The following is a 20,701-nucleotide window of genomic DNA, read 5'->3' as shown; positions in this document are numbered from 1 at the left end:
GTCGTCAAAGAACCAGACGGAACTTCGCGAAACCTTCCGCGCCGTCGCCGGCATCCTCGATCTTCGCGCCCTTGATATCGGCCGCATAGTGGCGGCCCTTGGGGCCGGTCTCGAAGATCGCCGTGGTATTGGCCACCGGCGCGAAGGACCAGTTGGCATCCGCAGACGGGTTGATGGTGCCCTGATCGATGATATAGCGCACGATCACGTCGCGGTTGGTGTCGGGGGCCACGAAGATCACCTTGTCGCCGGCGATATCGGGGAATTTGCCGCCGCCGCTCGCCCGGTAATTATTGGTCGCCACCACGAATTTCTGCTCGGGATCGATCGGCTTGCCTTCAAATTGCAGGTTGACGATGCGGTTGCTGTCCGGGTTGACGGCCTTGCCGTCCTTGTCGAATTTCGCCGGTTTGGAAATATCGATCTGATAGGTGACGCCGTCGATGACATCGAAATTATAGGACGGGAAGTCCGCATTCAGCAGCGGCGCATCCTTTGCACCGGCCTCGACCGTGTTGAACATGCCGGCCGACATTTCCAGCCAGTTCTTCACCTGCGCGCCGTTGATCAGCACCGCCTGCACCGTGTTGGGGTAGAGGTAAAGATCGGCGACGTTCTTGATGGCGATGTCACCGGCGGGGACATCGGTATAATAATCCGCACCGCCGCGACCGCCGGACTTGAAGGGGGCTGCCGCCGAAAGCACGGGCAGATCCTTGTATTGCCCTTCCTTCAGCATGTCCTTGATGTACCAGGTCTGGGCATTGGAGACGATCTGCACGGAAGGATCGTCGGCCACCAGCGCGAAATAGGAATAGAGCGGCGCGGAGGTCTTGCCGACGGGACGGCGCACATAGGCAAGGGCCGCCTCGTGATCGGCCTTGGCGGCGGCGAGGACTTCCGCCTTGTCCGTGAAGTCGGCGACGACCTTGCGGTTTTCGTCGCGGTGGTAGATCGGCCGCGCTTCGGAGGTGAAGTCGACGATCTTCCAGCTCTTGCCGTCCTTTTCGAGCAGCAGGTCGATGAGGCCCATATGCGAACCCCAGAAACCGGCCATGACCGCCGGCTTGCCCATCAGCGTGCCCTTGACCGCATCCGCACCCTCGATGCCGTCCCAGGTCTTCGGACCGGGGAAAACCAGATGCTGGTGGCCGGTGAAGATCGCGTCGATGCCTTCGACACCCGCCAGATAAAGCGAGGCGTTTTCCATGCGCTCGGTCTGGCCCTTGCCGTCGATACCGGAATGGGAAAGGGCGATGACGATATCCGCACCTTCCTCCTTCATGACCGGAACCCAGGCTTTTGCCGCCTCGACGATATCGCGCGTCTGCGCCTTGCCCTCGAGGTTCTTGGAATCCCACATCATGATCTGCGGCGGCACGAAGCCGATAATGCCGACCTTGACCGGGCTCGTCACGCCGCCGCCGTCGCGGATCTGCTTTTCCAGAATGACATAGGGCTTGAAGAACAGCTCGTCGTTCTTCGGATCGGAAGCAAGCTGGCCCTTGGTGAGGTTGGCGCAGACGTAAGGGAAACCCGCACCCGCCAGCGTGTTCGACATATAGTCGAGACCGTAATTGAATTCATGGTTGCCGAGCGTGCCGCAATCGTAACCCAGCACGTTCATGGCGTTGATCACGGGGTGCTTGTCGCCGGCCTTCATGCCGCGCTCATAGGCGATATAGTCGCCGAGCGGATTGCCCTGCAGGAAGTCGCCATTGTCCACCAGCATCGAGTTTCCGGCTTCGGCGCGGATGGTGTCTATGATTGAGGCGGTGCGCGCCAGTCCCATCGTGTCGTTCGGCTTGTCGGCGTAATAATCATACGGAAAGACGTGAACATGGATATCGGTCGTTTCCATGATGCGCAGATGCGCCTGGTTGGCCGCCGCACGCGCAGCAAAAGGGTGCAGCATCACCAGCGCCGAGGAGGCTGCGATGCCGCCCAGTAGCGAACGCCGGGTAATGGGATGGAGAGCGAGAAGCGACGACATGGGAACTCCTTCGGATGAAGCTTGCTCTGTCTTGAAAATTGACAGGGTAGAAGCAATCGCAGAGGAGTCCATCACCAAAATGACAGGCCCGTGACAGATGGGCCGGTTTTCAACCGTTTGATAAATTTTTTATCACGGGAGTGCGGCGCAGGTGTCGCCGCACCGGAGAATGCGCATCCTACGTTCTGTGCATTGCTGCGCTCAGGATCAGCGGGCCAGCGTCGGTTTCACTTCCTCGTGGAAGAAGCGGAAATAGGAGGAGAGCTGCGCCAGCGTGTTGGTGGAAAGCTTGAGCTGCAGGCCGAGGCGGTTCATGTGCTGCCATTGCACGACGCCCTCGATGAAGCCGAGATCCTCACTCTGCACCTTGACCCGGCTGCCCTTGGCGGCGGCGAAAGGCCCATCCAGCTCGAGCGCCATTCCGGTGGCGGAAAGATCGACCACACGCCCTCTGGTCGACTGGCTGAAATAATGCACGGTCGCAAAAATCCTGGTCTTGCTGCGGGGCGCGGTCCGTGTCGCCATATTGAGGTTGTTTGTCATTTTGCTGCTCAAATCAATTGTTTCCGATACCTGCATCATGGCGCGGAAAACTTGAGAGCCATTTAGTTCTTCTCTTAAAATTGCATGTAATTGCCGATTATGCTGTGTCGATACGGCACTGATAGCAATTATTGCGGGCGGAGCGCACATGCACATAAGCGACATCCGCGCGTTCCAGAAGGTGCCGCGCGCGCGAAACGATCTCGTCTGTCGCCGTTACCGCGCCGGTGCCGTAGACGATGCGGTCATCGGCTCCATAACCGCGCACGATGTAATCGGGGCTGTCCAGCATCGGCGGAATGGCCTGCGTCTGCGGGTAGCGCTCACAGGCGTCGGCATGCAGAAACACCGGCCCCGTTTCCGCATAGGGCTGCAGCGAGGGAAAGGGCCGATAGGCGAGGATCAGCATCCCTTCGCCTTCGCCGATCTGACGCAGGCAGTGGCGACAGGGCATGTCGCCGGGAGAAACGGCCTTTTCCGGCGGATTGCCATAGGCGTCGGCGGCTCCCGCCCGGTAGGCTTCGGCTTGCTTGGCCGGCATTGCAGTGAAAACGAGATCGTTCATGGTGGAGACCTCCTGGGTTGGGATCGGCGTTGCTTCTTTGCAGCTATGGTCCCGAAACGGATCACTATCCACCCGATTCTTGACAGGCGATGCAACCAGCCCATTGCGTGACTCGTTAGCTTCGGGAATCAGTGACGCTCCTCGTTCCCGGAAGGTCTGATTTTATGTTCCGTCGTTTTCTGGCCGCCGTTCCGCTGGCTTTCGTTTCGTTGACGGCTCCGCTTGAGGCCGAGGCGCAGGTCGCCTCCGGTCTCGATGGCCTGTCCGACGAACAGCTTCAGCAGGCGGTCAATTTCGTCATCGGCAATGCGATCTTCTCGCTTTATCACGAGGGCGCGCGCATGTTGATCTCGGATTTCGGAACGGCGGACACGGCAAGTGTGCAGGCCCCGGCCGATCAACTGGCTGGCACGCTCATCCTCCAGGCCAACGAGGAATGGCTCGACACCGCGCTCGTCAATGCCACGGACAGCTGGTATCTGGCGCGTGAGGCGGAGACTTTGCCTGAGCACGAAGCCCCGGTCTTCTCCGCGCTGGTGCCCGACAGGAGCCGCGATCGCAACATGGCCTGCCTGATGGTCGGCCGCGACAAGGACGGTTATGGCGATCTGGCCGCCATGATGGGGCTCAACAATGCCGAATTCGACAAATGCGCCACCGCCTATCCGGGCGTCGCTTCGGCCTGGGAGAATTTTCTGAGCTCCCACCGCAGCCAGACGTCTTCCAGATTTTCCGTCAGCTACGTGCCGCCGCGCGACCCGGAACTTGAGCCCTACGCCATCATGATCAAGGAATCGAAGGTTCTCGATCTCATCAGCCGCAGTTTTAGCAGCTATGGCCTGAAGGGCGACGTCAAGTTGACGGCCAAATCCTGCGGCCGTCCCGACGTCTACTGGTCGTCGGAAAAGCGCGAGATCACCTATTGCTATGAACTCGGCAAGTTCCAGGCGGAACTGATTGCCGATCACCTCCTGAACACCGTCACCGAAGACAAGGGCGCTGCCGGCGGGCAAATCCCGACGGCCGCCGTTAATCTGGAACGGGAAATCTGAGGGCTGGATTGCCGACGTTGGCAATATGGCTTCCCGATGGGAGGAGAGTGCCGTGCCGAAGATTGTCGTTCGCAATTTCGCCATCTCGCCTGACGGACACGGCGCGGAGCGAGAAGAGAGCAACTTTTCGAAGGGATGGATTCGCCTGCACTTGGTTATCGCTGCACGGGAACCGTGGCCGGCGAGGGCGCTACCCATCTGACTATCGACAAAGCGTGAGTGCTGCGTCCCCTTCCGCCGTCATTTCTGTGAACAAGCATGGGAATGAGACTGGTGAACCGGCGCCCCTCAGTTGCGCAGCGATATCTCCAGAAGCTCGGTATCGGCAAGCGGCTCCACCCAGGCCTCATAGGTGCCGACGGGCGAAAAGCCCATCATCTGGTAAAGCTGCAGCGCGCGCGGATGGTCGAGCGTGTTGGTGCTCACCGTCACCCGTTGCGGATTGTCCTGCCAGGCGGCGTAAAGCGCCTGCAACAGGAACCACTTGCCGACGCCTGCACCGATCGCCTCTTCCAGCAGCCCGAAATAGGACAGCTCGGTCACCTCGTCGCTCGCCTTGTTCAGTTCGAAGAAACCGGCGGGCGCACCGTTCATATAAAGAACCGTGACGCTGTTTTTCGGATCGCGCAGGATGGCGGAAAGCTCCGCATCGCTCATGCGCATGCGCTTTTGCCAGTGCCAGCGTTTCCCCACCCGCCAGTAAAGATAGCGGTAGAAATGCAGGGGAATATTGTTGACCCGCATCAGCGCTGTCTGGATGTTCACGGGGATCGGCAGGCTGACCTTCTGCGGAGCCGTCATTTCCAGCTGCGTCACATGCGCCTTCAGCGGTCCGTGCGACAATGTGGGGATTGCATCCGCCGGACCGGTAACCACCGGCGTATCCTGCAATCCGCCCCATTCCGACCATGAGCCGTCATAAAGCGAATTATCCTTGTGACCGAGCGATTCCAGCGCCAGCGTAATGACGGCGGCGGTGACGCCCGAGCCGCAACTGGTGACGACGGGCTTCGAAAGATCGATACCGGCATCGGTCACCATCTTGCGGATGGCGGTGAGGTCCTTGAAGTGACCGTTTTCAGAAAAAGCCGTCGCGGGCAGGCTGCGTGCGCCGGGCATGTGGCCGGAACGCATGCCGGCACGCGGCTCGGCCTCGTCGCCGGTAAAGCGTCCGGCGCCACGGGCATCGGCAATCTGTTTTTCGCCGCTGTCGAGGATGCCGCGCATGGCATCAAGCGAGGTTACGCGCTTCTCGTTGAAATCAGGCGTGAAGGTTGCCGGCTCGATTTCCGGCGTGCCGGTTTCGAGCGGCCGGCCTTCGCGTTTCCAGCCATCAAGGCCACCATCCAGCACATAGGCCTTGCGCACGCCCATCACCCGCAGCATCCACCACACACGCGGCGCGGAAAAGAAACCGGGGCCGTCATAAACCACGATCGTATCTGTATCGCTGAGGCCAAGCGCGCCGGCCTGTTCCGCAAAGGATTCCGGCGAGGGCAGGGAATGCGGCAGGCCGGTGGTATGATCGGCGATCTTGTCCTGATCGAAGAATACCGCACCGGGCAGGTGACCCGCCGCATATTCTTCCGCACCGTTGCGCTTGTGCGCCGGCAGATACCAGGAGGCATCAACGACACGAAACCCGGCCGTGCCGAGCTGCTTTTCCACCCAGTCCGCCGAAACGACGAAACGGCTCTTATCCGTGCTCACGATGTCTCTCCCAATCTCAGGCAACAGCTTCAGGCGCGCCGAAACGAATGCGGAACCGCCTGTTCTCCTTGCCCTTCTTTTCTATCTTGGCAATGTGAATATCGCCCACTTCCTGCGTTTCGGAAACATGGGTGCCGCCGCAGGGCTGGCTGTCGATGCTGGAATTTTCGCCGATGCAGACGAGGCTGACGCGGCCGAGGCCCATTGGCGGGCGCACATTCTTGGATTTGACGATACCCGGATTGGCCTGCAGTTCCTCGTCGGTGATCCATTGCAGGAAGACGGGATGGTTGGCTTTCACCAGCTCCATCAGCTTTGCCGTCACCTCATCCTTGTCGATGGTTTCCGACATATCGAAATCGACACGCGATTCATCCTCGCCGACCGCCGCACCGGTAATCGGCCACTGGCAGACGACGGAGAGCAGATGGCAGGCCGTGTGCATGCGCATCAGCTTGTAACGACGCGGCCAGTCCACATGCAGGGTCAGCTTCTCGCCGATATCAGGAGAAGGCTGGCCTTCGAGCGGCACATGGATGATGACGCTCTTGTCGGCACCGTTTCTGGTGATGCCGAGTTCGATGCGCGACCCATCCGCCCGCTCGAGAAAGCCGCTATCGCCCGGCTGTCCGCCGGAGGTGGCGTAAAAGCAAGTCTGGTCCAGCTCTATGCCGCCATCCTCATGCACCGCCGTGACGATCGCTTCTGCGGTGGAAAGATAAAAATCGTCACGGAACAGGGCATTCACAGGCATTTCGGCATGTCCTCAAACGGTTTCGTACGGAACCGCAATCTCGCTTTTCGTCGCCAGCCACTGCGGTATCGGAAGTCCCTTGGAACGCAGGAAGTCCGGATTGAAGAGCTTCGACTGATAACGATTGCCGTAGTCGCACAGTATCGTCACGATTGTATGCCCCGGACCGAGCTCGCGGGCAAGGCGGATTGCGCCGGCGATGTTGATGCCGGAGGAGCCGCCGAGGCAAAGCCCTTCCTTCGTCACCAGATCGAACAGCACCGGCAGCGCTTCCGCATCCGAAATACGATAGGAAAAGTCCGGCGTAAAACCTTCCAGATTGGCGGTGATGCGGCCCTGCCCAATGCCCTCGGTGATGGAAGAACCTTCGGACTTCAGGACGCCGTGCTTGTAGAATTCGTAAAGGGCCGCACCTTGAGGGTCGGCAAGGCCGATCTTGATATCAGGGTTGAAATCGCGCAGGCCATCGGCCACGCCCGCAAGCGTCCCGCCGGAACCGACGGAGCATATGAAGCCGTCGACCTTGCCATCCGTCTGGTCCCAGATTTCGGGGGCAGTCGTTTCGATGTGGGCCTGACGGTTGGCGATATTGTCGAACTGGTTGGCCCAGATCGCGCCGTTCTCATCCGTCGCGGCAAGCTGTTTGGCCAGCCGGCCGGAAACCTTCACGTAATTATTCGGGTTGGAATAGGGAGCGGCCGGAACTTCGACCAGCTTGGCGCCAAGCAGCTTCAGCGCGTCCTTCTTTTCCTGGCTCTGCGTCTCGGGAATGACGATGACTGTCTTGTAGCCGAGTGCATTGGCGACCAGCGACAGGCCGATGCCGGTATTGCCCGCAGTACCCTCCACAATGGTGCCGCCCGGTCGCAGCTGCCCGCGCCGTTCGGCATCGCGGATGATATAGAGCGCGGCCCGATCCTTCACCGACTGGCCGGGATTGAGGAACTCCGCCTTGCCGAGGATTTCACACCCCGTCGCTTCAGAGGCGGCTTTCAGGCGGATGAGCGGCGTGTTGCCGATGGCACTGAGCGCAGAGGAGTGAATGGTCATGATTGAGCCTTCTTGTCTGAGCGGAAATTAGGTGCCGTTATGTCCCGTTACAACCGCTTCAAGGCAAGAAATTATCTTCCCGGCTTTGGCTTAGCCACGCAAAATTTTGCTGATACCCAATTTTATGCGTTCTTCTTGACGTCGGCATAGGCCGCAAGCGCTCTTTCCCGCGCCTTTCCATGGTCGATGATCGGCAGCGGATAGGTCTTGCCAAGCTCGATGCCCGCCTTCTTCAGCGCCTCTTTCGGTGCTTCGAACGGCTTGTGGGTGTATTTCCGCTCGAGCTTTTCCAGCTCCGGCACGAAATGGCGCACATAGCCGCCATCGGCGTCGAATTTTTCGCCCTGCAATATGGGGTTGAAGATGCGGAAAAACGGCGACGCGTCCGCGCCCGAACCCGCCACCCATTGCCAGTTGGCGGCATTGGAGGCCGGGTCCGCATCGACGAGCGTGTCGCGGAACCATTTCTCGCCCTTGCGCCAGTCGATCAGCAGATGTTTGATGAGGAAGGACGCCACGATCATGCGCACCCGGTTGTGCATGGTGCCGTGTTTCCACAATTGCCGCATGCCGGCATCGACGATCGGATATCCCGTCATCCCACGGGTCCACGCCGTGAAGGATTTTTCATCGTCTCGCCAGCGGAAGGCGTCGAAACTGTCGTTCCAGTTCTTCTCGTCCAGTTCGGGAAAGTGAAACAGCAGGTGGTAGCAGAATTCCCGCCAGACGAGTTCCTTGCGGAAGCGGCTGATATCGTTGGAGGAGATATGTTGCGAAAGCCCCTTCGTCGCATGCCAGACGGTAGAAGGCGATATTTCGCCGGACGCCAGATGCGGCGAAAGCAAAGAGGTTGCGTCCTTTGCCGGAAAGTCGCGGCCTTCTTCGTAGCCCTTCAAAGCGCCATCGATGAAATCGTCGAGTTTTTCCCGCGCACCGCCTTCGCCGGGAGACCAAATGGCGCCGAAGTGTTTCGCCCAGTCCGGCTTGGTGGGTAAGAGTTTCCAATCGCCCGGCTTTTCCGATTTCGGCCACGTCTTCGGCGCCTTCAGACGCTTCGGCGCATCCGCCGGCGCATGCGGCTCCTCGCCGCCCTCCAGCGCCCGCCAGAAGGGCGTATAGACCCGGTAGGGACCGCCGGATTTCGTCTGCAGCCTCGATGGCTCATGCAGCAGATGGCCGGAAAAGCTGCGGACCGTCAGGCCGTCATCCCGAAGCGTCTGTTTCAGCGCCTTGTCCGTCAGCATGCCGGCGGGATCGTATCGGCGGTTCCAGAATGCTGCCTCCGCACCGGTTTCCGATATCAGATGGCGCAACGTCTCGCCGGCGTCGCCGCTGAGAAGCACGAGGCGACTGCCGATTTTCTCCAGTGCAGCGGTAAGGGACGTGAGGGAGTGATGAAGCCACCACTCCTGTGCGCCGCCCAGCGGGCCGCATGATTTTTCCCTGATATAGACGGGGATGACGGGGCCGCCATGTTCCACGGCGGCAAGCAGGGCGAGGTTGTCCGAAAGGCGCAGGTCCTTGCGGAACCAGACGATGGCGGGGGAGGCTGTTGTCGGCATGAAAGGACCCGGTTCACTTCCGCTTGAACGAGTGTTGAAACGCTTTGTTCCGCAAATCGGCTAGAATGGAAAGATGGAGGTGCATGGTTTTTCGAGGGTTATTTTTTCGCCCTTGAAACCGCTGATAAAGGGAACCAACTGGAGGAGCCGGCGTTTGTCGCGGGTTAATAGAGCATGGAAGTGCAATCAATGTTGCTGAATGACGTTAAGTGGGAAAAGCCCGTTACCATCTCCCTTGAAAACGGTGCTCCCCGGATTTTCAATGGCGTTTACGAAGCCTTCGATTTTCTCCAGCACGAATGGCCTGAGCGTGGCGACAAGGTGCATGAACAGGCGCTGCGCCTGTGCCGCGCCTCGCTGATGGGCGACGTGGCGGGGGAAATTGCCCGCACGGCCTTCGTTGCCGCCAGCCGGCAGGCGCAGTGCCTTGTGGAAGAGCCGGACAAAATCGCGTCCTGAACGGATTTTCGGAACTGATGTGTATAAGGCCACCCGCCAAAACGGGTGGCCTTGTTTGTTGAGGAGCAGGAAACGGGTTGTTTCGAATGCGGGATATGGCATCGTGCATGCGAAAAAGCGGATGAGCGACGGCAATGAGCAACCACTACGGCTATATTGTTTTTCCCACAGCCCTCGGCCATTGCGGCCTTGCATGGGCGGGGCGGGGCATCGTGCGTTTGCAATTGCCCGGTTCTGATGCCGGCGAGACCGAAAAACTTCTCCAGAAGCGCCTGCCATCCGCCTCCATCGCCGTTCCCGAAACCCGCACGCGTGAGGTGATTGCAATGATCACCCGTTATTTCGGCGGCGAGGAGATCGATTTTACCGCCGTCGAACTCGATCTCGCCGGGCAGGAGCGGTTTTTCCTCGATGTTTACGCCGTTGCGCGGCAGATCGGCTGGGGCGACACGACGACCTATGGCGGCATCGTAAAAACGCTTGGTCTCGGCATGGAAAAGGCACGCGATGTCGGTCAGGCCATGGCGAAAAATCCGGTGCCGCTGATCATTCCCTGCCACCGGGTTCTCGCCGCCGGCGGCAGGCTTGGCGGCTTCTCCGCACCGGGAGGCACCACCACCAAATTGCGTATGCTGGATCTTGAAAATGCCGGCCGCAGCCGCGCCGATGAAGCGCAGGGCAGCCTGTTTTGAAGCAATGACAGATCAGCGCACAGGAATAGGCGTCTGATTTCTGCCCATTTCTCGTCAAATTGTCGCTAAATTGTCACAATACACGGGCGCCCTCTAACATAAGGGCGAGACGTTTGAGAGTATCCGCGTTAATTCTATCGGTTGCCTTGTCTTTTACAGTCGTTGCATCGGCCTCCGCCGGCATGCTGAACCAGGCAGAAAAATACACCGGACTGCATGAGTCCAAGAACAACAAGAGCCTCAAGAACATTCTTGGCGCAAATCCCCGCAGCACCCCATGGTGCGGCCTTTTCCTGCATGCGGTCGCCAGCAAGGCCGGCCGGCAATCTCCCAAATCCTATGGATTTGCGAAGTCGTGGACATCCTTCGGTTATGCCGTGCCCGTCAGTCAGGCGAAGCCCGGCGATGTCGTCGTCATTCGCAACGGCCGTGGTTACCACGCCGGCATTTTGAAGAGCATGAGCGGCAAGACCGCCCAGATCCTCGGCGGCAACCAGTCCGGCCGGGTGCAGGTGTCGAACTTCAACCGCAAGGCCATCGTGTCGGTCCGCCGATAAATCCTCTGACATTTTTGACGGCATTTTTTGATAAAGGCGGGCTTTGACCCGCCTTTTCCATTTTTGGGCCTAGGGTTGCTCTCTGGTGCCAGGTGCTGCGTCGCGCTGGTCGTCGTCCTCAAGGTCTGTTGCGACGATGAAAGCGTCCTCGTGCTGCCTTGCGGCCTGCCGGCGCGCACGCAGGCTCATGCTCTCGTCCGGATAAATCTCGCCATCTTTGGCTTTCAGCTCGCTGTCTGTTTCGAAACGCGCGACATCATCGTCCTCAATATCAAGCGGTTTGGTTTTCGGCTTCTGTGGGGTGGTCATGAAGCGATCTCCTGCTGGTTTCTGCAGGCCAAACGATCGGCGGACGATGACGGTTCCCTTTCTCGCGGAAATGCTCATTCGTCGCAGGTCAAGGCGGAACTAACTCTGGCTTTTTTTGTTTTTTCAATGGCACAATCAAACCGGTGCAACGTAAACAGGGAGGTCCGTTATGAGCCATGACCGCGAAGCCGCAATCCGTGAAAAAGCGCGCGCAATATGGGAGAGGGAAGGAAGACCCGACGGGCATCATGAAAGACACTGGATCGAGGCGGAACGGGAGCTTTCCGCAGATGCGGAAGCGGCAAAGTCCGAAAGCGGAAATGGTGTGAAGAAGTCTGCTGCCGAAAAGGCGCCTGCGAAGAAGACGCCCGCGAAAAAGGCAACTCCGGCAAAGGCCAAATCGCCCGCGGTAAAATCGCTTGAGAAAGAGCGGAAATCTACGGACAAGAACAAGGAAGACGATCTCACCGAGAGCCTTGAGGAGAGTTTTCCGGCAAGCGATCCTCCGGCGCTGACCAACGCCACGAAGGCGACGAAGCGGGCGGTCAAGAAGAGCTGATCGTTTGACGGCCGGATGATGGGGAAGTCACGACAACCCCCGAGAAGAACGGGGCGAATTGCAGCTGCACTTCGCTCTTCAAAACATGTTTTTGAGAGAAATGGCTCCCCGGGCCGGATTCGAACCGGCGACCTGTCGATTAACAGTCGAATGCTCTACCGCTGAGCTACCAGGGAACGTGCGCTGCTTGGCGCGGTGTGAGCGGGGTAATACAAATGCTTTTCCGATTTGCCAAGCGGTTTTTTCAAAAAAAACGCATTCCTCTTGTTTTATCACTCCAGAGTCCCGATTTTCCGGGCTTATCGCCGGTGAAAAAATTATCCACAGGCCAGATGCAAAAGGGCAAGATGGAATGAAATTCGGTATCGACCACAGAACGCACCGCCTCCATTTCGGAAAATGGAGCCTTGCCATGCCGCGTTCGCGCGTCGGCAGGATTGCGACGGGCTCGGCGCTGGTGGTGGGCGGAACGCTGGGTTTCCTGCCCGTTCTCGGCTTCTGGATGATTCCACTCGGTCTTATCGTGCTTTCCCACGATTTGCCGGCGGTTCGCCGCCAGCGGCGACGGCTGGCGGTCTGGTGGGCGTCGCGGCAGAACCGCCGCGACACCCGCAATGGCGGCGGGCAATAGGCCTATGCGCCGATGGAGCTGCTGATGCCCTGGCCAGCCCAGAAGGCCGCATAGGCGAGCGCCGCGAAATAAATCGCCGTCAGCCCCAGAAACAGGTAGCCGCCAAGCACGGTGACGCCATCCCTCTGAATCATCCCGGCCGAAAAAAGCAGGATCGCGACGCCTGGAAGGGTGTTGGAGAAGGGAATGAAGCCGAGCGGCATCATCAGCAATACGCCCGCTGTCATCAGCGCAAGCCCGTTTATGCGGTTGGCGATGATGCCGGTCGTCAGCGCGGGAATGCGCGGGCGAATGAAACCGTCGAGCTTGGAGACGATGGCGACGCCTTTTTGAAGGGCTGGAACGAGCTTTGCCGTCTCCATCTGCCGGTCAAGGATTTTCGCCGGCAGCCATGGCAGGCGGTTGAGAGTGATTGCCAGGCTGACAAGGATAATCGCTGCACCAAAGACAGTGCTGACGCCGGGAATGGAAACCGGAATGAGAAAGGGCAGGGAGGCGATTGCGCAGATAAGCAAAAGGCCCTGTTCGCCGATCGCTTCCATCAACTCGCGCAACGTGATCGTCTGACCCTGCAGCTTTCCTATCAGCTTCTCAAGCGTCGTGCTGAGCTTTTCAGACGTATCAGTGAATGCGAATTCGTTCGTCATGCGGCTTCCCGGAAGTTGTTTAACTCCGGGATTGATAACATCCATCCGGCCCGATGCCTATCGCCGATAGAAAAGGAGCCTCATCACATTTGGTCGCGCGGTTTGCCTGGATCAGTGCGAAACCCAGTTGCTGTAGGCGCCTGCAAGAAGAACCACCAGCAGAATGACAAGTATGACCGGATTGATCGATGTAACGAAGTTTACATAGTCCATGATAACTTCCTCCTCTTTCCTCCACCTTCTATTCTACAGCAAAAAGGCGAGTTCATCTACCGCAGGGTGAAATTTCGCATTGCAACAACCGCCTTGCGGTGAGGGCTGGAAATGCTCGTCTTTATGATTTTTTGCGATGCAAAAATAAATTTTCCAACATTTGCCATTCTCTTGCGTTGTCTCTAATCCTCATTCGGGGCCGGTCTCTCCGGCCCGCTGGCAACCGCATGAATCACCGCCGATATGCCTTGGCTCCCGCCTGCCTTCACTCCGCAACACTCTTCCCCGGAGACACGACATGCTGAAAAACATCTATGCCTGGACGATGGCGCTCGCCGCGCGCAAAACCGCCGTGTGGTGGCTGGCAATCGTGGCTTTCGTGGAAAGCTCCATCTTCGTCGTGCCAGCCGATGTGCTTTTCCTGCCCATGGTGCTGGCCAGGCCGAAAAAGGCGATGTTTTATGCGCTCGTGGCAACTGTCGCCTCGGTTCTCGGCGGCATTGCCGGCTGGTTTCTCGGCCACTATGCCTTTGAAAGCATCGCGCGGCCCATTCTCGAATTTTACGGCAAGCTCGACAGCTTCGAGCATCTGAAGAACTCCGTGGATTACGAGACCATCGTTCTCCTGCTGGTGACATCGGGGCTCGCGCATCTGCCGCCGATCAAGGTAGTGACGATTCTTTCCGGCGCGGCCAATATCAGCCTTGGCCTGTTCATTCTTTCGGCGGTCGTCACGCGTGGCGCGCGCTTTTTCATCCTTGCCGGATTGCTGCAGAAATACGGGGAATCGGTGCGTCATTTCATCGAAAAACGCCTTGGCGCCATCACCGCGGCGGCGGCCGCCGCACTCATCGCGGTCTATGCGGTTTACGTTTTCGTGCGTTGATCAAACGCAAATTTTCTACTCTTACAATACTGTCGCATAACTTTCAGCTTACTGTCAGAATCCGCCTGTATCGGTTCTCTCGTCGAATGAGGGAACCGTTTTATTATGACAAGATTCTGGAAGTGCTCCTTTTGGGGCATGGGTATTGCTGTGCTTGCGGCAGGCGGTTATCTCTACGCAATTCAGCTCCTGGGCAATTTTCACGAGGTTGTCGCGGGGCAGCTCTATCGCTCCAACCAGCCGAGCAATGAGCAGCTCGTCCGCTATACCCGGGACCACGGTATCAGGACGGTCATCAATCTGCGCGGCGCGAACGAATCCAAGGCCTGGTATCGCGATGAGGTCGAAACCGCCCGCGAGCTCGGACTTAATCATATCGATTTCGGCATGTCGGCAAGCCAGGAGCTCGACATGAACAGGGTCAACGAGCTGGTCGCCATCATGCGCGATGCGCCGAAGCCCATTCTCATTCATTGCAAGGCAGGTGCGGACAGGACAGGCCTCGCCACCGCGCTCTATCTCAGCCGCGTGGCAAAGCTTGATGAGGAACCGGCGGAAAGCCAGCTTTCCTTCCGCTTCGGCCATATCGGCATTCCCTATCTCTCGGAAACTTACGCCATGGACCGGACCTGGGAGAACGCGGAAAAGATGCCCGTCGTCGACGATTTCGCTATCGCCTCCAATGAATATTGAGCAAAGGCTTCGAGCGGATGGTGTAGAACGGATGCCGGCGCCGCCTTTGTCTGGACATCCAGCGGGGCCTTAAGCTTGTCGCTTTGCCTTGGCAGTCTTTAGCCGACACGGTGTGGGGTGCCTTGTGCCTGAAGAGCTAATCGATCATCTGGCTTGCCGGCATGTGTCAAGGTGCCCAAAAGACGGTGGCAGAGACAATTCTAATTCGGTCCCCCGCCCGGCGTCCATCCGCGCGTATATCCCTTTCCCATAATGGCGACCGCCAGGGAAAGCTGTTCCTGCAGATGCTCGATTTCGCCGAGAAGGGCTTCGACAGCCGCTTTCGCATCGCCGTCATGACACTGGATGACATATCCGGCTATGTCGTCAGGCCGTATGGGGGTGATTTTTTCAGCGTCGGACATAGTGGATGACCTCTCTTTTGTTCACTAAATGTTCTAATTTTAGCAGAGAGTCAACAAGGCAATGGGCGTCGCCCCGTTACAGTCCGGCACTGCGGAGTTGAACGTTAGTGGACAGAGGGATCTTCGCCATCCAGAAAGCTGCGAATCCCGTCTTTCTCGCACGTGGCCAGGAATTCTTCCCAGGCGTCTTTGTCGGTCGCGAAGGGTTCGTCCCAGGTGGTGACATCGTCATGCTCGCTGATGACCTCGAGCGTCCAATCCTGCTGGGTGCCAGCGGGCCGGTAAATATCAACCAGAACCGTGATACCGTCGTCTTCAAACTCGCCCGAGAATTCTGAGTGTTCTATTTTCGTTTTTTTGGCCATCTCGGCACACCTCATTCTCAGGCCTGGATAAACGTACAGCCGAATCCGGTCTTTTTAATTCGCGCATGGCGCGGTTACCAGATAGCTGAAACAAATATAGCCAGCTCTGGGGGAACTGGCTATCTATCTGATTTTAATGGTCGGAGCGGCGGGATTCGAACCCACGACCCCTTGACCCCCAGTCAAGTGCGCTACCGGGCTGCGCTACGCTCCGAACCTGAAAGCCGTTTATATATAAGCCTGTTAGGGCGCAAGCGGAAAATGGTCTTTTCATAAAAAAAGGAGCAAAGGGTGTGGATGGCGCATAGGGGCCGAAGCGGCCCGGATGGGCGGCCGTCAAACGCATGACACATCCTCTTTTCATCATTGCCGGAACAAGCCGCCCGCTTCGGCGTTCAATCGCAGCGGAATTGAAACTCAGGGAGACTAACTATGTCTGAACTCGTCGTTGTTGGTTTTGACGGAACGGAAGTGGCCGACAGGGTGCTTCTGAAGCTTGCAGGCCTCAAAAAGGAATATCTGGTCGATCTGGAAGATGCCGTGGTCGTCGTTCGCGACGAAGATGGCAAGGTGCACCTGAAACAGAGCGTCAATCTGACGGCGATCGGCGCAAGCTCCGGTTTCCTGTCCGGCGGTCTCTGGGGCGGCCTCGTCGGCCTGCTGTTCCTCAATCCGCTGGCGGGATTTGCCATCGGCGGCGCCATCGGTGCCGGTACGGGCGCTCTTGCGGGTTCGCTGACGGATTTCGGTATCGATGACGATTTCATCAAATCACTCGGCGAGACCATTCCCAACGGTTCTTCGGCGCTGTTCGTGCTGATCCGCAAGGTGCAGCCGGAAAAGGTGCTGGCGGAATTCGAAGGCCTGCGCGGGCGGGTCATCAAGACGTCGCTGTCGCCGGCGCAGGAAGCGCAGTTGCAGAAGGCGCTTTCCGGCGGAGCCGAACCGGCTGCCGCGCCTGCCGTCTGAGCAGACGATGAAAGCGAGGCTGCGGCATGTTCCATGTCGCAGCCATCGGTTCAGGCATCGGGGAATTCGGCTTATACGGTCAAAGTGCCGTTTTTCGCCTGTGGCCAGGTGAGATAATAATAGCGGCTGCCGACGCTGCCGAAAAACGCGTTGTCGCCGGAAATGGTATCGACATAGGCGCCGGCCTCGCTTCTCGCATAGGCCGAGCCGTCGCGCTTGAGATGGTCTTTCAGAAAGTCGCTCCATCCCGTCATGGCTATATCCGTGGCCGGTCTGGAGGTGGTTTCTGTATCGGAGGCCACATCCCAGGCCTTGATTTGCGCACCCTCGGCGGGATCGGAGACGGTCAGCGTGCCGGCCGTCAAAGCCTCCAGCATGGCCTTGGCCTGCGAAGCCTTGTCCGGATCCGTGGTCAGTTCTTCCAGCGTTTCCTTCAGCTCCTTCATGAAATCGGCCCTGGTAATATCGCCGGAAGAAAGCTGGGTATCCGTGTCGTCGGTCTGCGTATCCTCGCTCTCGGTCTGGGCATATTGCGCCAGAAGCTGCGTGAGCCGCGTGTTGGTGGAAGACAAGGAGGAAGAGGTGTCCAGCCCATAGGAATCGAGGAGAGACGTCCGCGTCGAGGAGGAGGATGTGGCGGCGGAATTGTCTTCCTGCTCCTTGATGGCCTTGAGGGCCAGTCGGGTGGCGGTGAGGCGTGTGGACAGGTCGATGGAGGAGACCATTGCGCTAGCTGTTTCCTTGATCGGGCGATACGCATCATTCGTATCGAACCGGCTCGGCGGGCATCGATCCCGCCTTTCGTCTCCTCTCATAAGAAGACCGGGCGAATCCCGGCCATGTTCGGCTTGGGATGCACCCGGTCTTAATGGCCGGACTTTGCGCGACGCTTGCGGATCAGTTCTCCTGAACGGAGACGCCGTTGGGGCCGATATTCATCTCGATCCCTTTCGGCTTGCTTTCCTCGTGCCAGACATAGATGCCAAGGCCTGCGATGACCACGATGAGCGCGCCGATGATGAGATAGAGATTATTGGTCTGCGTCATTAAGATGTCTCCCCGTTTGACAATCAGAATCCGGGGCTAAACGCATGAAATGGCGTAAGGTTCCGTAAGGGCAAGCGTTTTAGGCGGCACGCGCGCTGCGGCGCAGGCTTTCGCGTTTTTCAAGCGCCATGCATCCCCACAATATGCCGAGCAGCAGGAAGAAGTGTCGCCAGTGGTCGGTATCGATGACCGCGCCGATCAACACATGCCCGACGAAGGTTACCCAGGAAATGATGAGGAACGGCTGCCAGGGCCGTGGCCGCAGCAGATGCCTGAAGCCGGCGGCGATGGTCCAGCAGATCAACACGAGATAGATCACGAAACCGAACCAGCCATGCGTCGTCAGGCTCTTCAGCCAGATATTATGTTCGGCGGCGGGAAAGATATTGTCGAACACCATGGGGCCGATGCCGAGTGGGTGTTCCATGGCGAGCAGAAAACCGAGGTAGTGGCGGGCAAAACGCCCGAGATGGCCGCCATCATAAGATTGTACCGCCGAAGCGCGGCTGGAGAACAGATCCGCCACCTGCTTGAACTGCAGCGCGATGATGACCGCCGCGACCATCAGCCCGGCGGCGACGAGAAACAGCACGAGAATCTTCAGGCGAAACGCAGCCGTGCGCTCCTTCAGCAGCATCACGAAGACGAGGAGGATGGTGGCGAACAGAAACAGGCCCCAGGCCGCGCGCGAGAACGACAGGAACACAGCAAGCGACAGGATGAGCAGCCCGGCGATCCGCCAGGGCGCATGCATCGCCTTGCCGGTGAGAAGGCCGTAAATGAGGTAAAGCGAGGGCGTCACCAGAAAGGGGCCGAAAACATTCGGGTCCTGAAAGGCGCCCTTAGCGCGGTCGTAAAGGGTGAAGACCTCGAAACCCGGAATGGCGTGGAAATATCCGATGATGCCGAGCAGGGCGGTGATCAGCGCCGCCGCAAGCCAGGCCCGGAAAATCAAAAGCAGCCGCTGGTATTTGTCCTCGATGATCGCCGCATAAAAAACCGAGGTCAGCGCCAGAAAGGTCGAGACGGCGAGATAAAGCGGCCCCTCATCCAGATCGGCCATGGTGGTGAGCGAAAGATAACCGCCGACATTGAAGGCAAGCAGCAGGCACAGAAGCAGGATGACGGTGCGCGAAAGGCGAAGGCCGAGCAGGAACCACAGGGCCACCTGTCCCACCATCATCAGCTCATAGGGCGCCGGCTCGGAAATGACGAAACCGGAAAGGAACACGCCGAATGCGATGAAGAACGAACCGACGAGCCGCATGGCGGCCAGCGGCGCGTCGAAATCCGGTGCATGCTGGTAGCCGGTGTGGGTCAATAGGCGTTTTCCGATTTCAGCAACCGTATCGGCGTGAGGAACAGGATTTTCAGATCGAGGAACAGCGACCAGTTCTCGATGTAGTAGAGATCGTATTCGGTGCGGAACTTGATCTTGTCGCCATGGTCGATCTCGCCGCGCCAGCCGTTGATCTGCGCCCAGCCGGTAACACCGGGCTTGACCTTGTGGCGCGCGAAATAGTGCTCCACCACCTCGGTATATTTCAGGTCGCCCGTCTGGGCATGAACGGCATGCGGGCGCGGCCCGACGAGAGAAAGGTCGCCATAAAGAACGTTGAAAAGCTGCGGCAGCTCGTCCATCGAGGATTTGCGCAGGAAGCGGCCGACGGGCGTGACGCGCGGGTCGTTCTTCGTCACGGCCTTTTTCGCGGTCGGATCGCTGAGTTCCGTATACATGGAACGGAACTTCCAGACGTTGATGGTCTCATTGTTGAAGCCGTGGCGCTTCTGCTTGAAAAGGACCGGGCCTTTCGAGGTTGTTTTCACGGCAATTCCCGCGCCGACCATCACCGGCCACAAAAGGGCGATGCCGATGAGGCTGAAGGTGATGTCGAACACCCGTTTCGCCACCGAATCCCAGTCGCGGATCGGCTTGTCGAACACATCGAGCATCGGCACCTTGCCGACATGGGAATAGGCGCGGGGGCGGAAACGCAATTTATTGGCATGCGCCGCGATGCGGATATCGACCGGCAGCACCCACAGCTTGCGCAGAAGCTGGAGAATGCGCGCCTCGGCGCTGAGCGGCAGGGCGATGATCAGCATGTCCAGCTTCGTCAGGCGGGCAAATTCCACCAGTTCCGCGAAGGTGCCAAGCTTGGGATAACCGGCGACAACCTCGGGAGAACGGGCGCTTTTCCGGTCATCGAAGATACCGCAGATGCGGATATCGTTATCGGACTGCTGCTCCAGCGAGCGGATGAGGTCTTTGGCGGTATCGCCGCCGCCGACGATGACGGCACGGCGTTCCATGACGCCGTTGCGGCCCCAGTGGCGAATGGCGAAGCCGAGGATCAGCCGTCCGGCGAAGATCGCCACCGCACCCGTTGCATACCAGATGCCGAAGGCCTGCCAGGAATGCAGCGCATCGGGAAAGAAGAGGAGAAGGAAACAGGCAATTCCCACGAAGGAGAGGCACACGGCGCCCTGAATGCGGGCGAACATCTTCAGCGGCGTGCGCAGCGTCGGAAGCTGATAGCAGTCACCGGCCTGCAACAGAAACACGCAGAGCGCCGCCCCCAGCACGCCGCCGCCGAAAACCGACAGGAAGGTTTCGAGACCGCGATCGGCTGCTATGCCGTTGACGATGGCGGCGATGACGACGAGCATCGTGAATTCGAGAAGCCGCAATTGCCCGATCACCATGTTGGGCGAATGGTTGCCGGCACGAAGCTGGTTGGCGATCTGCCGTGCAAGCGGATTGAGAACGACGGTTTCTGAGGCCGAAGCCCCGCCGGCTTCATGGTCGGAGAGTTTCTTGCGCAATGACGCCAGATCGAATTGCAGTCTGTCCTTGTCAGTCTTGGTCATTGCCTTGGTCCGCACCCTCCAGCGCATCGGCCTTAAAATCGCATTGGATTTTCGACCGGAACGATGCGCAACCTCAAAGTGGTAGAGCGCCCTTTTTGCATCCGAATGGACACGCGCGCTCTACGAGCAGAAAACTAGCCGAAACATGCTAAGAAACGTTTATGATGAGT

The 20,701-nt window shown here is 58.7% G+C and carries 24 protein-coding genes and 2 tRNA genes; 9 read left to right on the top strand and 17 right to left on the bottom strand.

Going from position 1 to position 20,701, the window contains the following annotated elements; translation table 11 throughout:
* Nucleotides 1-4: 4 nt before the first annotated feature.
* The 3 genes from ACIK7D_RS01920 to ACIK7D_RS01910 form a co-directional block, all read right to left on the bottom strand.
* Nucleotides 5-1,993 carry a bifunctional 2',3'-cyclic-nucleotide 2'-phosphodiesterase/3'-nucleotidase gene (locus ACIK7D_RS01920; RefSeq protein ID WP_137003324.1) on the bottom strand — a complete coding sequence of 663 codons (1,989 nt, stop codon included), beginning with the start codon at nt 1,991-1,993 and terminating at the stop codon, nt 5-7.
* Nucleotides 1,994-2,200: 207 nt separating this feature from the next.
* On the bottom strand, nt 2,201-2,536 hold the full coding sequence (locus ACIK7D_RS01915; protein ID WP_003502271.1) for a PilZ domain-containing protein: 336 nt from the start codon (nt 2,534-2,536) through the stop codon (nt 2,201-2,203).
* 97 nt (nt 2,537-2,633) lie between these two features.
* Nucleotides 2,634-3,101: a DUF1203 domain-containing protein gene (locus ACIK7D_RS01910; RefSeq protein ID WP_400155491.1), complete on the bottom strand. Its 468-nt coding sequence runs from the start codon at nt 3,099-3,101 to the stop codon at nt 2,634-2,636.
* Between the two features lie 164 nt (nt 3,102-3,265).
* Here ACIK7D_RS01910 and ACIK7D_RS01905 point away from each other — a divergent pair, with 164 nt between their 5' ends.
* The gene (locus tag ACIK7D_RS01905) at nt 3,266-4,153 is read left to right on the top strand and encodes a DUF4344 domain-containing metallopeptidase (RefSeq protein ID WP_400155490.1); all 888 of its coding nucleotides are present in this window, start codon (nt 3,266-3,268) and stop codon (nt 4,151-4,153) included.
* A 288-nt stretch (nt 4,154-4,441) separates the two neighbouring features.
* On the opposite strand, the gene sseA is transcribed toward ACIK7D_RS01905, so the two are convergent.
* The 4 genes from sseA to ACIK7D_RS01885 all read right to left on the bottom strand — a co-directional run bounded on the left by sseA (nt 4,442) and on the right by ACIK7D_RS01885 (nt 9,229).
* On the bottom strand, nt 4,442-5,863 hold the full coding sequence (sseA, locus tag ACIK7D_RS01900; RefSeq protein WP_400155489.1) for a 3-mercaptopyruvate sulfurtransferase: 1,422 nt from the start codon (nt 5,861-5,863) through the stop codon (nt 4,442-4,444).
* A 16-nt stretch (nt 5,864-5,879) separates the two neighbouring features.
* A complete protein-coding gene (locus tag ACIK7D_RS01895; protein ID WP_400155488.1) occupies nt 5,880-6,617 on the bottom strand; it encodes an alanyl-tRNA editing protein in 738 nt (245 codons plus the stop codon).
* Nucleotides 6,618-6,629: 12 nt separating this feature from the next.
* Nucleotides 6,630-7,667, bottom strand: a complete 1,038-nt coding sequence (locus tag ACIK7D_RS01890) for a cysteine synthase A (protein WP_400155487.1) — start codon at nt 7,665-7,667, stop codon at nt 6,630-6,632.
* Between the two features lie 122 nt (nt 7,668-7,789).
* Nucleotides 7,790-9,229: a cryptochrome/photolyase family protein gene (locus ACIK7D_RS01885; protein ID WP_400155486.1), complete on the bottom strand. Its 1,440-nt coding sequence runs from the start codon at nt 9,227-9,229 to the stop codon at nt 7,790-7,792.
* A 189-nt stretch (nt 9,230-9,418) separates the two neighbouring features.
* Between ACIK7D_RS01885 and ACIK7D_RS01880 the strand changes: the two genes are divergently transcribed.
* From ACIK7D_RS01880 to ACIK7D_RS01870, 3 genes are all read left to right on the top strand, one after another.
* On the top strand, nt 9,419-9,688 hold the full coding sequence (locus ACIK7D_RS01880; RefSeq protein WP_162936678.1) for a DUF982 domain-containing protein: 270 nt from the start codon (nt 9,419-9,421) through the stop codon (nt 9,686-9,688).
* A gap of 134 nt (nt 9,689-9,822) precedes the next feature.
* On the top strand, nt 9,823-10,380 hold the full coding sequence (locus ACIK7D_RS01875) for a methylated-DNA--[protein]-cysteine S-methyltransferase (RefSeq protein ID WP_003521572.1): 558 nt from the start codon (nt 9,823-9,825) through the stop codon (nt 10,378-10,380).
* Between the two features lie 113 nt (nt 10,381-10,493).
* Nucleotides 10,494-10,937: a TIGR02594 family protein gene (locus ACIK7D_RS01870; protein ID WP_080817213.1), complete on the top strand. Its 444-nt coding sequence runs from the start codon at nt 10,494-10,496 to the stop codon at nt 10,935-10,937.
* 69 nt (nt 10,938-11,006) lie between these two features.
* Here the strand turns inward: ACIK7D_RS01870 and ACIK7D_RS01865 are convergent, their stop codons facing one another.
* Nucleotides 11,007-11,246 carry a hypothetical protein gene (locus ACIK7D_RS01865; protein ID WP_080817212.1) on the bottom strand — a complete coding sequence of 80 codons (240 nt, stop codon included), beginning with the start codon at nt 11,244-11,246 and terminating at the stop codon, nt 11,007-11,009.
* Nucleotides 11,247-11,415: 169 nt separating this feature from the next.
* Between ACIK7D_RS01865 and ACIK7D_RS01860 the strand changes: the two genes are divergently transcribed.
* On the top strand, nt 11,416-11,805 hold the full coding sequence (locus ACIK7D_RS01860; RefSeq protein ID WP_400155485.1) for a DUF2934 domain-containing protein: 390 nt from the start codon (nt 11,416-11,418) through the stop codon (nt 11,803-11,805).
* Nucleotides 11,806-11,906: 101 nt separating this feature from the next.
* On the opposite strand, the gene ACIK7D_RS01855 is transcribed toward ACIK7D_RS01860, so the two are convergent.
* Nucleotides 11,907-11,981, bottom strand: a tRNA-Asn gene (locus tag ACIK7D_RS01855).
* 176 nt (nt 11,982-12,157) lie between these two features.
* On the opposite strand from ACIK7D_RS01855, the gene ACIK7D_RS01850 reads away from it, so the two are divergent.
* On the top strand, nt 12,158-12,436 hold the full coding sequence (locus ACIK7D_RS01850; protein WP_400155484.1) for a hypothetical protein: 279 nt from the start codon (nt 12,158-12,160) through the stop codon (nt 12,434-12,436).
* 2 nt (nt 12,437-12,438) lie between these two features.
* On the opposite strand, the gene ACIK7D_RS01845 is transcribed toward ACIK7D_RS01850, so the two are convergent.
* Complete coding sequence (locus ACIK7D_RS01845) at nt 12,439-13,083, bottom strand: exopolysaccharide biosynthesis protein (protein ID WP_003521567.1); 645 nt, start codon at nt 13,081-13,083, stop codon at nt 12,439-12,441.
* Nucleotides 13,084-13,594: 511 nt separating this feature from the next.
* On the opposite strand from ACIK7D_RS01845, the gene ACIK7D_RS01840 reads away from it, so the two are divergent.
* A complete protein-coding gene (locus ACIK7D_RS01840; RefSeq protein ID WP_059752579.1) occupies nt 13,595-14,182 on the top strand; it encodes a YqaA family protein in 588 nt (195 codons plus the stop codon).
* 138 nt (nt 14,183-14,320) lie between these two features.
* Entirely contained in the window at nt 14,321-14,875 is a 555-nt protein-coding gene (locus ACIK7D_RS01835; RefSeq protein ID WP_400155483.1) for a dual specificity protein phosphatase family protein, read from the top strand.
* Nucleotides 14,876-15,075: 200 nt separating this feature from the next.
* Here the strand turns inward: ACIK7D_RS01835 and ACIK7D_RS01830 are convergent, their stop codons facing one another.
* The 3 genes from ACIK7D_RS01830 to ACIK7D_RS01820 all read right to left on the bottom strand — a co-directional run bounded on the left by ACIK7D_RS01830 (nt 15,076) and on the right by ACIK7D_RS01820 (nt 15,858).
* Complete coding sequence (locus ACIK7D_RS01830; RefSeq protein ID WP_080817208.1) at nt 15,076-15,279, bottom strand: hypothetical protein; 204 nt, start codon at nt 15,277-15,279, stop codon at nt 15,076-15,078.
* A gap of 104 nt (nt 15,280-15,383) precedes the next feature.
* Nucleotides 15,384-15,644, bottom strand: a complete 261-nt coding sequence (locus ACIK7D_RS01825; RefSeq protein ID WP_020811146.1) for a hypothetical protein — start codon at nt 15,642-15,644, stop codon at nt 15,384-15,386.
* A gap of 137 nt (nt 15,645-15,781) precedes the next feature.
* Nucleotides 15,782-15,858 (bottom strand) — tRNA-Pro (locus tag ACIK7D_RS01820).
* Between the two features lie 218 nt (nt 15,859-16,076).
* Between ACIK7D_RS01820 and ACIK7D_RS01815 the strand changes: the two genes are divergently transcribed.
* The gene (locus ACIK7D_RS01815) at nt 16,077-16,613 is read left to right on the top strand and encodes a DUF1269 domain-containing protein (protein WP_003521556.1); all 537 of its coding nucleotides are present in this window, start codon (nt 16,077-16,079) and stop codon (nt 16,611-16,613) included.
* 71 nt (nt 16,614-16,684) lie between these two features.
* On the opposite strand, the gene ACIK7D_RS01810 is transcribed toward ACIK7D_RS01815, so the two are convergent.
* The 4 genes from ACIK7D_RS01810 to uppE form a co-directional block, all read right to left on the bottom strand.
* Complete coding sequence (locus tag ACIK7D_RS01810) at nt 16,685-17,338, bottom strand: hypothetical protein (protein ID WP_400155482.1); 654 nt, start codon at nt 17,336-17,338, stop codon at nt 16,685-16,687.
* 172 nt (nt 17,339-17,510) lie between these two features.
* Nucleotides 17,511-17,660 carry a hypothetical protein gene (locus ACIK7D_RS01805; protein ID WP_003521552.1) on the bottom strand — a complete coding sequence of 50 codons (150 nt, stop codon included), beginning with the start codon at nt 17,658-17,660 and terminating at the stop codon, nt 17,511-17,513.
* Nucleotides 17,661-17,739: 79 nt separating this feature from the next.
* Entirely contained in the window at nt 17,740-18,981 is a 1,242-nt protein-coding gene (gene uppF / locus ACIK7D_RS01800) for a polysaccharide biosynthesis O-antigen ligase family protein UppF (RefSeq protein ID WP_400155481.1), read from the bottom strand.
* The gene (uppE, locus tag ACIK7D_RS01795) at nt 18,978-20,531 is read right to left on the bottom strand and encodes a polysaccharide biosynthesis glycosyltransferase UppE (protein WP_080852228.1); all 1,554 of its coding nucleotides are present in this window, start codon (nt 20,529-20,531) and stop codon (nt 18,978-18,980) included. Before uppE ends, uppF begins: the two co-directional genes overlap by 4 nt.
* Nucleotides 20,532-20,701 lie beyond the last annotated feature (170 nt).

The sequence above is a fragment of the Agrobacterium sp. P15N1-A genome, from assembly GCF_044626815.1.
GTDB lineage: Bacteria > Pseudomonadota > Alphaproteobacteria > Rhizobiales > Rhizobiaceae > Agrobacterium > Agrobacterium leguminum.
This window is presented reverse-complemented; position numbering and strand designations above follow the sequence as displayed.